Genomic DNA, 16,067 nt, shown 5'->3' on the forward strand with positions numbered 1-16,067 from the left:
AAGACACCAGAAAAGATGAAATCGCAATCCATGGTTCACACGCTGCGCCAGCGCAAATTGATACCAGACATAACTGGTTATACTTTTGCATCATGAATTTTCAGCGCCCCTTCCTTGCTGCGACTCGCTGGCCCCATCGTCTGGGCCTGGGCTTGTTGTTGCTGGCTGTGGTGCTGCGCGGGATCGTGCCTGCGGGCTACATGCCCACGCAAAGCGATCAGGGTTATGCCCTGGCCTTCTGTCTACCTTCAGGACAAAACCTGCCCCCTGAGATGGTGCAGCACTGGGCAGCCTTGTTAGGCGAGGACACCGCCGACCATTCAGACCAGGCCACTACCAGCGCCACCTGCCCGTTCTGCGTCATGCTGCAAGCCGCGTTAACGCCCGCGCCTGTTGCGGTCATTACGCCCTTGAGCCTGGGCCACTTCCGGCCTTTCCTGCTTCCCCCGCTTGATCCTGCATTGGTGCAGGCCTTTATTCGCGGCCCGCCGGTAGGACAACGCGCCCCGCCCTCTCTTCTTCCTGTCTGATTCCCCGCGTTCGGCTCTGCCGCCACGCCTTTTCTCCTTTGTTGCTATCGCCCAAGCGGGTTTGCCGCTGGACGACGGCTGCTCTTCGGAATTTAGTCATGAAGAAATTAATAAACCCCGGCCTGATCAGCGCCGGTGTGCTGGCCTGCGTGCCCTCTCTTGCCCTGGCCCAATCCAGCGTTATTGAACAACTCAGCCCTATCGTGGTGACCGGGGTGGCACCTGAATCCCCCTTGCAGTTCAGCACCAACCCCAAACTGCCCCGCCTGCCCTTGCCTACCAGCGACGGCACGGATTACTTGAAAACCATTCCTGGCTTTGCAGCCATCCGTAATGGCGGCAGCAATGGGGACCCCGTGCTGCGTGGCATGTTTGGCTCGCGTCTGAATGTGCTGACCAATGGCAGCTCCATGCCCGGTGCCTGCCCGTCACGCATGGATGCGCCAACCTCCTACATTTCGCCCCAATCCTTTGATGAACTGACCATCATCAAGGGCCCTCAAAGCGTGCGCTGGGGCCCGGGTGCTTCTGCCGGAACGGTACGCTTCGAGCGCAAAGCGCCCGGCTTTACCGAGAACGACGCCACGCTGGACGCCAGTATTCTGGGCGGTTCGGCTGGCCGTCACGCAGGCAATGTGGACTTTGCGGCTGGCAATGCCTCTTACTATGCCCGCCTGACTGCCAATCAAGATCGCGCTCAGGACTACAAGGACGGTGATGGCGAACGTGTGCCCTCGCGCTGGAAGAAATGGAATACGGACGTCGCCATTGGCCTGACACCGGATGCCGATACCTTGCTGGAGCTCAGTGCAGGCACAGGCGACGGCTATGCCCGCTATGCTGGTCGTGGCATGGATGGCACAAAATTCAAACGTGAAACCTTGGGTCTGCGTTTCAAGAAGGATATGCACGAAGGCGTGCTACGCAATGTAGAGGCCCAGCTCTACTACAACTACGCCGATCACGTGATGGACAACTACGGGCTGCGCACCTTCAAACCGGGTGGTGGCATGTCCATGCCTATGGCCTCCAATGTGGACCGCCTGACCTGGGGTGGCCGTCTAAGCATGGACTGGGCCTTGAGTGAGGACCTGACCTTGACCACGGGTGCTGATTTGATGCGCAGCCGCCATCGCAAACGCAGCGGTATGGGCATGCAGGACTACCGCGATCAGGACTGGGTGAAAGATGCCGAGTTTGACAATATTGGCCTGTTCACCGAAGCCCGTTGGGATCTGAACGACGCCAGCCGTTTGATGGGTGGCGCACGTCTGGATTGGGCCAGTGCCCGCGACCTGCGACCCAGCCTGGGCAGTGGCATGATGAGCAAGCCCAACCCCGGTGCGAACGAGCGCCGTAGAGAAACCCTGCCCAGTGCTTTCCTGCGTATCGAGCATGATCTGGATTCCCTGCCCTTGAGCCTGTACGCCGGTATTGGCCATGTCCAACGCATGCCGGACTACTGGGAGCTGATTTCCCCGGCCAGCGGCCCGCAAGGTAGCGCCAGTGCCTTCCTGGGCATTCAGCCTGAAAAGACCACACAGCTGGATTTTGGTGCGCAGTACAAGGATGAAACAGTCTCGGCCTGGGCTTCCGCCTATATTGGCCAGATCCAGGATTACATCCTGTTTGACTACCTGCCCGGCGGCATGATGGGCATGAAAACTCAGGCCAGAAACGTCAAGGCCCGCATCATGGGCGGCGAATTGGGTGCGGACTGGAACGCGACACCCAACTGGACTCTGGGCGGCAGTCTGGCCTATGCCTGGGGCCGCAACAGCACCGATGGCCGCGCCCTGCCACAAATGCCCCCGCTGGATCTGCGTTTGACGGCTGACTATGTGCAGGGCCCCTGGTCTGCAGGCGGTATCTGGCGCATTGTGGCCAAGCAAACTCGCTATTCGCAGGGACAAGGGAATGTGGTGGGTTACGACTTCGGGCCTACGGGTGGTTTCAGCACCTTGTCGCTGTACGGCGGCTACAAGATCAACCGCAATCTGTCTCTGACCGCCGGTGTGGACAATGTGTTCGACAAGACTTACGGCGAACACCTGAACCTGGCCGGGAACAGTGGTTTTGGTTTTGGGGCAGCGACCCGCTTTAATGACCCTGGCCGCACCCTGTGGCTGCGTGCTGCTTTGACTTTCTGATCGTTTTTGCCTGCCGGGTCAGATGGGCTCGGCAGGCAACGCCGCTAAGCAATCAGAGCAAAAAAAAGGGACACCTAACTGGTGTCCCATAAACATCCGCTTCAAAAGGGAGGGGAAGAGGAGAAGCCGAAGCGGATGTGCAAATGCCGAATTGCATAGGTGGCAAAAATCAGCAAATGTATTGTTTAGTCCGCGAAGATCAGCGTAAGTTCTACCCGTTTCCCTGAAAAGTTGTAACTCTTTAAAACGGCTTAAGCCGCTGGCGCCAAGGCGACGCGCAGCTTCTTGAAGGCAGCCACCTCGATTTGACGGATGCGCTCTGCCGACACGCCAAATTCAGCGGCCAGATCGTGCAAGGTCGCGCCACCATCGTCCTGCAACCAGCGGGCGCGCACAATGCGCTGCGAACGCTCGTCCAGTGTGTCGATCGCTTCTTCCAGACCGCTGCCTTCCAGCATGTCCTGAGCACGACGCTCCAGCACACGCGAAGGTTCCTCCTGCCCTTCGTCGGACAGGTAGGAGATAGGGGCGAAATTGTCATCGTCGTCATGGGTCGGGGCTTCCAGAGCCATATCGTGACCAGACAGACGCACCTCCATCTCGCTAACGTCCTGTGGACGCACATCAAGCTCACGTGCAATCGCATCAACCTGAGCTGTATCCAGCGTTTGTCCGTCCGGACGCATGCGGCGCAGGTTGAAAAACAGTTTGCGTTGGGCCTTGGTGGTCGCCACTTTCACCATGCGCCAGTTGCGCACGACATATTCGTGGATCTCGGCCTTGATCCAGTGCACGGCAAACGACACCAGACGCACACCGCGATCGGGGTCAAAGCGTTTGACGGCCTTCATCAAACCCACGTTACCTTCCTGAATCAAATCGGCATGCGGCAAGCCGTAGCCTAGGTACTGGCGGGCAATGGAAACCACCAGACGCAGGTGCGACAAAATCAGTTCGCGCGCTGCGTCCAGGTCGTCCTGGTCGCGCAGGCGCTGGCCCAGCTCAGTTTCGCGTTCGGCGCTAAGCATGGGCAGGCGATTAACAGCAGAAATATACGCTTCGATCGTCCCCAGTGCGCCTGGATTAGACACGGCGGCGACGAGTTCATTACCAGACGTCAGGGCCAAAGCGTTCGCTTGTTGTGTCATGGAAAATCCTTCAAAGGTCAGCCGGCGAGAGCACTCAACAAGGCCCTCAAACCGCAGAAAACGTATTTCAACAATCGTTGAGTTTAGCACTCGATGGTCTGGAGTGCTAAAAATTTCGAGTACAGGAATAAGAGCGACGCAGCAAGAAAAAGTTCACTACTTGGGGGAAACCGCGGAAAATCGGTGGGCAGAACGCCACAAACAGGCAAAAAAACAGGGCTGCCTGAGAGTAACGCCTTAACGCCCACCTGAAAATAACAAAGTGCGACCTTGTTTATCCAGCGATCACAGTCGCTCGGCGTGGAAATTCAGATGGTCCTGAATGAAGGTCGAGATGAAGTAGTAGCCGTGGTCATAGCCGTCGTGACGGCGCAAGCTCAAAGGCTGATTGGCCTGCTCGCACGCCTGCTCGAATACTTCCGGATACAGTTGTTCAGCCAGAAAACCGTCGCTCAAACCCTGATCCACCAAAATACCGGCGGGATACGGTGTGCTGGCCTTGGCCATCAAGGCGCTGGCGTCGTGTTGTTCCCATGCCTGCCTGTCCTGACCCAAATAGGCACCAAAGGCTTTTTCACCCCAGGGGCAGCGGGTTGGCGCAGCAATAGGCGCAAAGGCCGACACGGAGCGGTACTTGCCGGGATGGCGCAAAGCCAGCGTCAAGGCACCATGGCCGCCCATGGAATGACCAAAAATACCCACACGGCTGGCGTCACCGGGCAGGATGGTCGTGACCAGCTCAAACAGCTCCTGGGTCACATAGCTTTCCATGCGGTAATGCTTGTTCCAGCCCGGTTCAGTGGCATCCAGATAGAAACCAGCACCAGTTCCCAGATCCCAGCCCTCATCCTCCCCTGCCACACCAGCGCCACGCGGGCTGGTGTCGGGAGTCACCAGCATAATGCCGTGCTCGGCAGCGTAACGCTGGGCACCGGCCTTGATCATGAAGGTTTCTTCCGTGCAGGTCAGCCCTGCCAGAAAAAACAGCACAGGCACACGGCCTTGCCCGACTGCCGCTGCCAAGCTGTCGGCCCCTTTCTGGGCGCTAGCCTGTAGTTGCGGCGGCATATACACAGAAAAACGCATAGGCAAACCAATCGTCTGCGAAGCGTGTTGATAATAACGCTGCCAACCATTAAAACAGCGGTGTTCGTTGAGCAGTTCCAGTGTCTGAGTCATAGCCCCCTCGTGTTCCCAATTGCAGATCCGGCCCAAAGCCGGTGGCACGCCCCCAGGGCGGCAACGGACTCTGGCACCGGGATAAAGGGGGCAGGCAGCGGCCTGCTCCCTCTTGCAGCGACGTCGATCAGTACATCACCACCGAACGGATGGATTTACCGGCATTCATCAAGTCGAAGCCTTCATTAATGCGTTCCAGTGGCAAGGTGTGGGTGATCAAATCATCGATATTGATCTTGCCATCCATGTACCAGTCCACAATTTTGGGCACGTCGGTACGGCCACGAGCGCCACCAAAGGCGGAGCCCTTCCATTCGCGGCCTGTGACCAGTTGGAACGGACGGGTGGAGATTTCAGCACCCGCCTCGGCCACACCAATAATGATGGACTGGCCCCAACCGCGGTGGCAGCACTCCAGCGCCTGACGCATGACCTTGGTGTTGCCAATACACTCAAAGGAGTAATCGGCGCCGCCATCAGTCAGTTGAATAATGTGATCCACCACATTTTCAACGTCATTGGGGTTCACAAAATCGGTCATGCCGAACTGTCGAGCCATGGCTTCGCGCTCGGGGTTGATGTCCACGCCAATGATCTTGCCAGCACCCACCATCTTGGCACCCTGGATCACGTTCAGGCCGATACCGCCCAAACCGAACACCACCACATTGGCACCGGCTTCCACCTTGGCGGTGAACAACACCGCCCCCAAGCCTGTCGTCACGCCACAGCCGATATAGCACACCTTGTCAAACGGTGCGTCGTTACGGATCTTGGCCAAGGCAATTTCTGGCACCACGATGTGGTTGGCAAAAGTCGATGTGCCCATGTAGTGGTGCACTGGCTTGCCGCCGATGGAGAAACGCGAGGTGCCATCGGGCATCAGGCCCTTGCCCTGGGTAGAGCGAATGGCGGTACACAGGTTGGTCTTGCGCGACAGGCAGGATTTGCACTGGCGGCACTCGGGTGTGTACAGAGGGATCACGTGATCACCGGGACGCAGGCTGGTCACGCCAGCACCTACATCCAGCACCACGCCGGCGCCTTCGTGGCCCAAAATGGCAGGGAACAAACCCTCTGGGTCAGCGCCAGACAGGGTGTAGTAATCAGTATGGCAAATGCCTGTCGCCTTGATCTCGACCAGCACTTCGCCCGCTTGGGGTCCTGCCAGATCGACCTCTTCAATCGTTAGCGGTGCGCCCGCTTTCCAGGCAACAGCTGCACGTGTTTTCATAGGGTCCACCCTCCGGGTAAAAGTAATTATGGTTACGGCAAACTCAGTCCTTCGGGACCAAACTCTTCAAGTATAGAGAGTATTTTATAAGGCGCAGCCCGGCTGACGGCACCTTGTATGGGTAAAGCCCCGTACAAATCACCTGGCAGGCATCAATACAAGGACGATTTGCCCGTCAGGAGCACACCCAGGCGCAACATACCATAAGCCAGGTAATCGATCAGCCGGCTGAACACTCCCAGGCGCTGATATTGCTCCGGGTAAACTCGGACGGCATTGTGTTCAATCTCGTACTCCAGCTTGGTCTGCAAATTCTGGGTAAATGACTGATCCTGAATCAATACATTGGCCTCGCGCGCCAGCAGCAAACTGAACGGGTCCAGATTGGATGAGCCCACCATAGAGTAGTCATCAATAACAGCGACTTTGGCGTGCAAATAGCTGGCTTTGTACTCGTACAGCTCAATGCCATGATCCAGCAACTGCCCATACATGAATCTACAGGCCCGATATTGCAGGAAGTATTCAGCATGGCCTTGCAACAACAAGCGCACTCGTACGCCACGTTCAGCGGCTTGTTCAATATGCCGCCGCAAGGTACGGCCCGGAAAAAAATAGGCGTTGGCCAAAATGACTTGCTCTTTCGCCTTGCACAACAACTGCAAATAAGCCTGCTCAATTTGTTGGCGGTGGCGCACATTATCCCGCAGCAACAAAGTGGCCCGCACGCCCTCAAAAACCTGACCCGCCTGCTCCGCCTTCTTGCGCTCCTGACGGCGCTTGCGCCACTCACGCCATAAGGTAAAACGCTGGGTGAAGCTATCCCAATCCTTGCGTCTGCGCCAAGCCATACGCAGCCATAAAGCCTGCTGCGCCCGCACCATATCATCCACAATCGGCCCTTCGCAGCGCACGGCAAAATCAAAGCGCGGCCTGCCCCGCCCATCGATCAAGGGCACGTCATCAAAGTCATCCAGAATATTGATACCACCCACAAAACCAATGCGCTCATCGACCACCAGCATCTTCCGGTGCAGTCTGCGCAGGCGTCGCAAGGACAAGCGCGGTTCGCGCCACCCTTGCGGCTTGGGGCGATAAATCCGGTAGCGCGCACGCATCGCCTTTAACTGCTTGGCAATTTGCAAGGCATGCACATCGCTGCCAAAGCCATCAATCACCACGCGTACGCGCACACCGCGCTCACTGGCTCGACGCAAGGCGTCCAAAACACAGTGACCACTATCGTCCAGATTGAAGATATAGGTTTCCAGATGCAGGCGCTTTCTGGCCTGATCGATGGCTTCGCAAATAGCCGGAAAAAACTCCTGGCCATTTTGCAGCAAGGTAATGTGATTACCTTCGTGCCAAAGTGGATCGCGCTTCAGACTCGGCATGCTGGCTAGGCCTATGCGTTAGGAAACCACTGAATGCTCCGTTACGGCAGCTCCAGCTCGGTCAGGATAGGGGCATGATCGGACAATTGCTTCCAGGGGTCTCCCACCAGCACGCGGGCATTACGCACCGCAAAACCACGCTGATAGACACGATCCAGACGTAACCAGGGAAAAGCCGCCGGGAAAGTACGAGGGGGGGGGGTCATGCGTGCGGCGCCATTCACGCCCAGTTGAATGCCTTGATCCGGCACCACCAGCCCACTTTTGCGCATGGTACGCAGCCATTTGATGGGCTGACGCAAACGGAAGCGGTTATCGGCCTGACCACGAGGCGAGAAGGAAAACACTTCATACAGATTCAATTGCTGCACAAAGATAGGCGCCAGGCGGTTATTCCAGTCGTTGAAGTCACCCGCAATCAACAAGGGCTCGTCCGCAGGGACAATGCGCTTGATGCGATCGAGCAAGGCCTGAACCTGGCGAACCCGGCCACTGTTGAACAATCCCAGATGAACCACAATGCAATGCACTGGACGGCCACCAACATCAATAACGGCATGCAGCAAACCGCGCTGCTCCATACGATGGTCGGAAATGTCCTGATTTTCGTACTGCAAAATGGGAAAGCGCGACAGCAAGGCGTTGCCGTGGTCCGTATGTGGACGAACCACGTTGCAGCCGTAAGCCGTATTCATACGCAAGGCAGCAGCCAGCGATTCGTGCTGGGCGTCCAGACTGCTTTGCAGTTGGTTACGCCCCTGCACTTCCTGCAAAAACAACAAGTCGGGAGACAAGCCGTAGAGTCCCAGGCGCAGATCCGCCAAAGACTCCCGTTTGCCCGAAGCCGAGCGGCCTTTGTGAATGTTGTAGCTGACCACCCGAATCACTGACACGCCGTCCCCCGCCCTGACTTACTTGTTTTCAATCGCCCGCAGACGAATATGCAACTCACGCAGTTGTTGCTCATCCACCGCCGATGGGGCCTGGGTCAACAGACACTGAGCACGCTGTGTCTTGGGGAACGCAATCACGTCACGAATCGAATCGGCACCGGCCATCAAAGTGACCAGACGATCCAGGCCCAGAGCCAGACCGCCATGTGGAGGCGCACCGTATTGCAGCGCATCGAGCAGGAAGCCGAACTTCAGTTGTGCTTCTTCAGGACCAATCTTCAAGGCATTGAACACTTTGCTTTGAACGTCGGCACGGTGGATACGGACCGAGCCGCCACCCACTTCCCAACCGTTCAGCACCATGTCATAAGCCTTGGCAAAGGCCTTGCCGGGATCGGTTTCCAGCAAATCCTCATGGCCGTCTTTGGGGCTGGTGAAGGGGTGATGAGCAGCAAAGTAGCGGTTCTCGCCCTCGTCGTACTCAAACATCGGGAAGTCCACCACCCACAGAGGTTTCCAGCCCTCTTCAAGCAAACCGTTTTCTTTACCAAACTCGCTGTGGCCCACCTTGATACGCAGGGCACCGATCGCGTCGTTGACGATCTTGGCCTTGTCCGCACCAAAAAAGATCAAATCACCGTTCTGGGCGCCTGTACGCTCCATCACCTGTTTCAGGACATCAACATTGATGTTCTTGACGATAGGCGACTGCAGGCCTTCGGGAATCGAGGCAACATCGTTGACCTTGATGTAAGCCAGACCCTTGGCACCGTAAATGCCGACGAACTTGGTGTAGGCGTCGATTTCGCTGCGGGGCATGGCGCCACCACCAGGAATGCGCAAGGCAACCACGCGGCAGGATGGGTCATTGGCGGGAGCGGAGAAGACCTTGAAGTCCACTTCACGCATCAGGTCAGCCACATCCACGAACTCCAGCTTGACACGAAGGTCAGGCTTGTCCGAGCCGTATCGCTGCATGGCTTCGGTCCAGCTCATGGTGGGGAACTTGGGCAGTTCTACGTTTTGCACCGTGCGGAAAATGTGCGTGACCATGCCTTCAAAGATATCGCGAATCTGCTCTTCGTTCAGGAAGGAGGTTTCGCAGTCGATCTGGGTGAATTCTGGCTGGCGGTCAGCGCGCAGGTCTTCGTCGCGGAAACACTTGGTGATCTGGTAGTAACGGTCAAAGCCAGACACCATCAGCATTTGCTTGAACAACTGGGGCGACTGGGGCAGCGCGAAGAACTCGCCTGCGTTCACACGGGAAGGAACCAGGTAGTCGCGAGCGCCTTCAGGAGTGCTCTTGGTCAACATGGGCGTTTCAATATCGATGAAACCCAGGTCGTCCAGATAGCGGCGGGACTGCATGGCCACTTTGTAGCGCAGCATCAGGTTGTTCTGCATTTGCGGACGGCGCAGATCCAGCACACGATGCGTCAGACGCGTGGTTTCGGACAGATTGTCGTCATCCAACTGGAAAGCAGGCGTGACCGAGGCGTTCAGGATTTCGATTTCGTCACAAACGATTTCGATCTCGCCCGAGCGCAGATCCGGGTTGACAGTGCCTTCAGGGCGGGCCTGAACGCGGCCGGTAATGCGCAGGCAGTACTCATTACGGATACGTTCGGCCACTTCAAAGGCCTGCACGTTGTCAGGATTGACGACAACCTGCGCCAGACCCTCACGGTCGCGCAGATCAATGAAAATCACACCCCCGTGGTCGCGGCGACGATGTACCCAGCCAAACAAATTGACCGTCTGGCCCAGGTATTCTTTGGAAACCTCGCCGGTATAACACGTACGCATCTAGGATGACTCCGAAATAGTAAAAACTGCAAATTGGAAAATTCAGGTTCCAGCCAAGGGGGGTGTCCCTGTGGGGCCCTCCGGCTGGTCAGAAACGGGGGGTAAAGCGATCGACTCCGCAGGGCCGACCACTCCCATGGATACGATGTATTTAAGCGCCGCATCCACTGTCATGTCGAGCTTGTGTATATCGGCTCGAGGCATCATCAGGAAAAAACCGGAAGTCGGGTTAGGTGTCGTGGGCACGTAGACGCTGACAAAGTCGTCGCCCAATATCTGTGCCACTTGTCCGCCCGGCGTGCCAGTCAAAAAGGCAATGGTCCAGGAACCCGCCCTGGGATACTGCACCAGAACGGCCTCGCGAAACGCCTGGCCATCGGGTGCCAACACCGTATCACTGACTTGTTTGACGGAATTATAAATGGAACGCACCAAAGGAATACGCCCAAGTAGCAATTCCCAACGATCCACCACCGCACGGCCCAGGTAATTGGCCGCCAGCAACCCCGTGCCAAACAAGACCGCCAGTACCAGCACAATTCTGAAACCGGGAATACGCAGGCCGAACAGGGCCTGCGAAGACAGAAACTCCGGCACCACGCTCTCCAGCGTTTCGATCAGCAAGGTCATCACCCAGACAGTGATGACCAAGGGCACCCAAATGAGCAGGCCAGTGACGAAATAACGCTTGAAGGGGCGCATAGAAAGTAGTGTTAGCTGGACGGTGAGGACGTAGGTGTCGCTGCAGGTGCGGGCGTGGACGTAGCGCCACTGTCCGCGGACTTGCTGCCACCCTGATTACGAAAATCCGTTACATACCAGCCCGTACCTTTGAGCTGGAATCCTGCCGCCGTTACCTGTTTGCTAAAGGTAGGCTGATGACATTCTGGACAAACCTCTAAAACAGGGTCCGACATTTTTTGCAGCACATCTTTTTCGTATTGGCACGAGCTGCATTTATACGCATAGATAGGCACGACTCATCCTAACAAAAAGCCGAAACAAACTTCGAGAGACAAATAAGTAGGGTCGATACCAGCAAATTCAAGCTGGGGACCCGCCCAAGCAGAACCCGAAAAGAGTTCACAGAAGCACTTCTGTGCGTGATTTTAGCCCTTTTTGGTGTTCAATCGCACTGAGTCTCTCTCCGGCCTGGCGGGCCGCCTATGGCGGCCATCCGATTTAGATCAAAAACAAACAAGCCGCAATCAACGTGGGTGCTGCGGCGCTGAGCAGCAGGCGCAGCGGCGAGATCGCCCCGTCCGGGAAGCTGCCTTTCAAAATGGAGAAACCCGCAGGGTTCGGCGCATTGGCAATGACAGTCAAACCACCGCCGGTTACAGCACCGGCCACCAGCATGTATCGCCAAATATCCGATGTGCCTTCCACCAAAGAGCCCAGATAGGTCAAGGCGGCATTATCAGTAACCGCAGTCAAAGCCGTTGCGCCCCAAAACAGCACCGTCGGCGACAGGCCACCCAGCAGATCCTGCAACCACCATTTTTGCAAACCACCCAGCACCACCAAACCGGCCAGAAAGAAACCAACCATCAGACCTTCGCGCACCAGCAAGGGGTTCTGATAATGCTTGTACGAATGGGCATAACCAATGAACAACATCAGCAAGGCCATGAACACAATGGGGTGATGCGCACCGAGCACCACCGCTATCAGGAAAGCCACGTGAACCGCCATGACACCAATCGGTACCGGGCGTTGGGTTTGGCTGGGCTCGGGCATGCCCTGCCCCATTTCCATCAAGGCTTTACGGCAAATCAGGGTGATCAAAGTGGCATTGATCAAGACAGCCAACACTGCACGCCAACCAAAATGCGTCGCCATAAAGGCGCTGTCCCAGCCAAACGTGCTGGCGACCATCAGGACAGGCGGTGCCGCATACGCCGTCAAGACACCGCCAATGGAGACGTTCACAAACAGCACGCCTACGGTCAAATACTTGAAACCGGCATGGCCTTGATGGCGGAAATACGCCTTATGCAGCAGCAAGGCCGCCAAGGTCATGGCAGCAGGTTCGGTAATCAGGGAACCCACCAAGGGCACCACGGAAATGGTGATGAAGTAGGTGGAAATCTGGTTCGACACGGGTACCGCTCGCGCCAGCACCGACACGATCTTGTTCACCAGCTCCAGAATCGGGCGGCTGGCGGCAACCACCATAATCGCAAACACGAACATGGGTTCGGTAAAATTGCGGCTCTCCAGATACTCGATGGCCGACTGCAGGTCTACAAAAACGGCCATATAGGCCACCAGCACACAGGCCCAGACGCCAAACACGGCCTCGACCTCGGACAACATATGCCATAGCCCTGCATGGCTGCCGCCTTTATTGGCCAAGCGCGCAAACACCGGAACCGAGAAGGTGTGGACGATGGCAATGGCAAAGAGCGCCGTTGCAACATACTCAAGAGGAGAGGCCATTCTTCAAACCTTTAAAGCTGTATGTAAATTGCTGCGTATCAAACCACACTGATTGTGCCCGCCAACGCGGCCACCACCAGCAAAACACCCACCCAGATGTTGGCACGGAACAGGCGCAAGCCTCGTTCGGGATAGCGCACATCAAAATGCTTCATCTGCCACAGTAGATGAGCACCAATAACCGCCATCACGGCGTAATACAAAATCCGCTCGTCCAGCAGCAAGCCGCCTACCAGCCAGCACAGCATGGCAGCTATGTAAAAACCGCTGATCCAGGTCTTGCCGGCCTCGCGAAAACGCAAGGCGGTCGAGTGCAGACCCAGCTTGGTATCGTCAGCCATGTCGATATAGGCATAGATGGAGTCATAGCCCACCTGCCACACAATCGCGCCTACCCACATCAGAATCGCCCCCAAAGGCACCATGTTCTGTGTATCGGACCAGGCCATCAGCATGCCCCAGTTAAAACAGATACCCAGAACCACTTGCGGCCAATAGGTAAAACGCTTGCACAGCGGGTAAATCATCACAATGGGGAACAGGGCCAGCGCCAGCCAGCGGCTGTATTCATTGATGGCCAAGAGCAGCAAGGCACACACGACCATCTGCGCCAGCACGAAGATGACGGCCTTGCGCATGGTGAGCTGGCCGCTGGTCAAGGGCCGGAAGCGGGTGCGTTCAACCTGATGATCAAAGTTGCGGTCCGCCATATCGTTAAAGCAGCAGCCAATACCGCGCATCAACAAGGCACCCAGGGAAAAAATCACCACACGCCACAAGGTAGGAATACCGTCCGCTGCCTGAACCAGCGCGGCCAGAGCAGGCAAGAGGGTCAACCAGGTGCCTACTGGCCGGTCCAGCCGGCACAAACGGGCATAAGGCCCCCAGGAGGCGGGCAAATAGCGCGCCACCCAGTCATTGGTGGGGCGCATATCGGACAGATCTGGGCGCGGGGAAGATTCCGAAGCGGATGGAGATGTCATAGAGGTAAAACCTAAATCCAGGCCTTGAGCCATAGACTAGAAACAGGCATACCCTCTGGCTGAGGGTATGCGGTGGATTCCAGGAACCTGCTCGTGCTCCAAGAGCAAAGAGAGCGAAATGGGCGGCCCGTGAAAACCACAACGCTGGCCCAGCCAGCGCGTGAAAAGACGCAGACCATCAGTTTGCGTCCATTGCCTGCCAAACACCCATCAGGCTTCTTTGATGAGTTTACCCAAGATGGCGATACCTTCGCGAATTTTTTCCTCGGGCACCGTCGCAAAGCTCAGGCGCAAGGTGTTGCGCTTGACGTCCTTGCCCGCGTAGAAGGGCTCGCCAGGCACAAAAGCCACCAGATTTTCAATCGCTTTTTGCAACAGGGCCGTGGCATCCACGTGCTCGGGCAGGGTCACCCAAATGAACATGCCACCTTCAGGACGGGTCCATTGGGCCGTGTCCGGGAAGTTCTTGTCCATGGCATCGAGCATGATGGCGCACTGTTTCTGGTAAATATCGCGTACTTTGGGCAGATGCTGTTCCAGAAAACCGTTATGTACGGCTTCGTATACTGCCATCTGCGTCAACGTGGAAGTATGCAAGTCCGTGGCCTGTTTGATCTGCACCAGCTTGTCGATGATTTTGGCAGGAGCCACGATGTAACCCAGGCGCAGGCCAGGAGCCAGAACTTTAGAGAAGGTGCCCAGACGAATCACGGTGGCGCCTGCCTTGCGACCCAAAGACAGCAAGCTGGGCAGGCGTTCGCCCGCGTAACGCAGTTCGCCGTAGGGATCGTCCTCGACGATTGGGATATGTGCGGCAGCACATCGTTCCACCAGATCCTGACGACGCTCCAAGGGCAGACGCAGACCGGTCGGGTTCTGGAAGTTGGGCAGCGCGTACAGCAAACGGGCACCCATGGCCTCAGGAGCGGATACGTACTCGGGAATCATGCCCTGGCCATCGGTAGGAATCGCCACAAAAGAAGGGTCGTACACCGACAGAGCCTGCAAGGCACCCAGATAAGTAGGCGATTCCACCAACACCTTGCTGCCTTCATCAATGAACAACTTGCCCAGCATGTCCAGCGCCTGCTGCGAACCGTTCACCAGCAGGATTTCGTCGGCGTGTACAGGGGAGCCTTCGGCGCTCATTTGCTCTGCCAACCACTGACGCAGGGGCAGATAGCCTTCCGTGGTGGTGTATTGCAAGGCCATACGACCCTGCTCGCCCAGTACCTTGTTGAACGCGCTTTGCATTTCCTCGACAGGAAAGCCTGCTGGAGTGGGCAGACCGCCCGCAAAGGAAATAATCTCGGGACGCGCAGTGACCTTGAGAATTTCACGAATTGCGGAGCCACTCAGTTTCTGGGCACGTTGGGAAAAGGTAAAAGACTGCGAGAGGGTATCCATGATTCGGAAAAGTCCTGAAGAAGAACGATTAAATACTTCATATGCAAACTTTCTAGCTTGCAACAATGAACGCAGGATGCCGGACAAACCAGGCATCCTGCACCTTTGAATGAGTTATGACGCGGGTTTATTAGCGTATACCTTGCCACCAAGCGGCTTGCAGCGCAAGTAGCCAAACCGCAACGGCTCGGGATTTACCCTGAAAAATCGACCTCCCCTTCAAGGCAATCGTCGCACTTTGTCTATACTCAACTATTGTATATACAACTGAAAATCTGCGTGGAGCCATGCCACCATGAGCGATCCCCACCCTGCCACTTCGCTTGGCCTGCTGAACATCAACAACCTGCCTGCACAGCCCTGGAAAAACGGGGGTGGCACCACGCGCGAAATACGGTGTTCCCCAAAAAATTCCGATTATGAGCACTTTGACTGGCGCATCAGCCTGGCCCAGGTCCAAACCTCCGGCGATTTTTCGTGCTTTCCCGGCATAGATCGACACATCATGTTGATCCAAGGCAACAACATGCCGTTAATTCACAATGGAAACCCTCATGTGCTGCACCCGTTCCAGCCCTACGCCTTCGCGGGCGAGGACAAGATGGCCTGCTTGTTGCCACTAGGACCGACACAGGACTTGAATCTGATGCTGCGCCGGGGCCGAGCCCAGGGCAGCCTGCAAGCCTGGCAAGGACGGAACACCCCCATAAGCTTGGCCACTGGCACGCACTTTCTGTATGCACCGCAAGGCGGCTATCAGCTCCAGGCCGACACACAGAGCTGGACCCTGGACGCCGGGCAAGCCCTGACGGGCAGCACATCCGCCCCCTTGTCGCTGCAACTGCAAGCCGACCATACTGCGGCCCCGCTGGTCTACGCCTATATCGCTCCCACGGAATGA

Annotated in this window: 14 protein-coding genes; 3 read left to right on the forward strand and 11 right to left on the reverse strand. The window is 56.7% G+C overall.

The features are described 5' to 3' along the window. Positions 1 to 92: 92 nt before the first annotated feature. Together ACDI13_RS09420 and ACDI13_RS09425 are read left to right on the forward strand one after the other, a co-directional pair. On the forward strand, positions 93 to 530 hold the full coding sequence (locus ACDI13_RS09420; protein ID WP_316989594.1) for a DUF2946 family protein: 438 nt from the start codon (positions 93 to 95) through the stop codon (positions 528 to 530). Between the two features lie 98 nt (positions 531 to 628). After that, positions 629 to 2,680 carry a TonB-dependent copper receptor gene (locus tag ACDI13_RS09425; RefSeq protein WP_316989595.1) on the forward strand — a complete coding sequence of 684 codons (2,052 nt, stop codon included), beginning with the start codon at positions 629 to 631 and terminating at the stop codon, positions 2,678 to 2,680. Between the two features lie 251 nt (positions 2,681 to 2,931). Here ACDI13_RS09425 and rpoH read toward each other — a convergent pair whose 3' ends face one another. The 11 genes from rpoH to ACDI13_RS09480 all read right to left on the reverse strand — a co-directional run bounded on the left by rpoH (position 2,932) and on the right by ACDI13_RS09480 (position 15,166). Further along, a complete protein-coding gene (rpoH, locus tag ACDI13_RS09430) occupies positions 2,932 to 3,828 on the reverse strand; it encodes an RNA polymerase sigma factor RpoH (protein ID WP_316989596.1) in 897 nt (298 codons plus the stop codon). A gap of 285 nt (positions 3,829 to 4,113) precedes the next feature. Further along, positions 4,114 to 5,007 (reverse strand): S-formylglutathione hydrolase, encoded by an 894-nt coding sequence (fghA, locus tag ACDI13_RS09435; RefSeq protein ID WP_316989248.1) that lies wholly within the window; start codon positions 5,005 to 5,007, stop codon positions 4,114 to 4,116. Between the two features lie 127 nt (positions 5,008 to 5,134). Next, positions 5,135 to 6,241: an S-(hydroxymethyl)glutathione dehydrogenase/class III alcohol dehydrogenase gene (locus tag ACDI13_RS09440; RefSeq protein WP_316989247.1), complete on the reverse strand. Its 1,107-nt coding sequence runs from the start codon at positions 6,239 to 6,241 to the stop codon at positions 5,135 to 5,137. Between the two features lie 152 nt (positions 6,242 to 6,393). Then, a complete protein-coding gene (clsB, locus tag ACDI13_RS09445; protein ID WP_316989246.1) occupies positions 6,394 to 7,635 on the reverse strand; it encodes a cardiolipin synthase ClsB in 1,242 nt (413 codons plus the stop codon). 41 nt (positions 7,636 to 7,676) lie between these two features. Next, entirely contained in the window at positions 7,677 to 8,528 is an 852-nt protein-coding gene (locus tag ACDI13_RS09450; protein ID WP_316989245.1) for an endonuclease/exonuclease/phosphatase family protein, read from the reverse strand. Positions 8,529 to 8,546: 18 nt separating this feature from the next. Next, positions 8,547 to 10,334 (reverse strand): aspartate--tRNA ligase, encoded by a 1,788-nt coding sequence (aspS, locus tag ACDI13_RS09455; protein ID WP_372372407.1) that lies wholly within the window; start codon positions 10,332 to 10,334, stop codon positions 8,547 to 8,549. Positions 10,335 to 10,376: 42 nt separating this feature from the next. Continuing rightward, the gene (locus ACDI13_RS09460; RefSeq protein WP_316990797.1) at positions 10,377 to 11,036 is read right to left on the reverse strand and encodes a DUF502 domain-containing protein; all 660 of its coding nucleotides are present in this window, start codon (positions 11,034 to 11,036) and stop codon (positions 10,377 to 10,379) included. 11 nt (positions 11,037 to 11,047) lie between these two features. Beyond that, complete coding sequence (locus ACDI13_RS09465) at positions 11,048 to 11,311, reverse strand: FmdB family zinc ribbon protein (protein ID WP_316990796.1); 264 nt, start codon at positions 11,309 to 11,311, stop codon at positions 11,048 to 11,050. A 205-nt stretch (positions 11,312 to 11,516) separates the two neighbouring features. After that, on the reverse strand, positions 11,517 to 12,776 hold the full coding sequence (locus ACDI13_RS09470; protein WP_316990795.1) for a putative Na+/H+ antiporter: 1,260 nt from the start codon (positions 12,774 to 12,776) through the stop codon (positions 11,517 to 11,519). Positions 12,777 to 12,814: 38 nt separating this feature from the next. Then, complete coding sequence (gene ubiA / locus ACDI13_RS09475) at positions 12,815 to 13,759, reverse strand: 4-hydroxybenzoate octaprenyltransferase (protein ID WP_316990794.1); 945 nt, start codon at positions 13,757 to 13,759, stop codon at positions 12,815 to 12,817. Positions 13,760 to 13,969: 210 nt separating this feature from the next. Continuing rightward, the gene (locus ACDI13_RS09480) at positions 13,970 to 15,166 is read right to left on the reverse strand and encodes a PLP-dependent aminotransferase family protein (protein ID WP_316990793.1); all 1,197 of its coding nucleotides are present in this window, start codon (positions 15,164 to 15,166) and stop codon (positions 13,970 to 13,972) included. A gap of 295 nt (positions 15,167 to 15,461) precedes the next feature. Here ACDI13_RS09480 and ACDI13_RS09485 point away from each other — a divergent pair, with 295 nt between their 5' ends. Continuing rightward, the gene (locus ACDI13_RS09485) at positions 15,462 to 16,067 is read left to right on the forward strand and encodes a HutD family protein (protein ID WP_316990792.1); all 606 of its coding nucleotides are present in this window, start codon (positions 15,462 to 15,464) and stop codon (positions 16,065 to 16,067) included.

It is taken from the genome of Alcaligenes faecalis (genome assembly GCF_041521385.1).
Classification (GTDB): Bacteria; Pseudomonadota; Gammaproteobacteria; order Burkholderiales; family Burkholderiaceae_B; genus Alcaligenes; species Alcaligenes faecalis_E.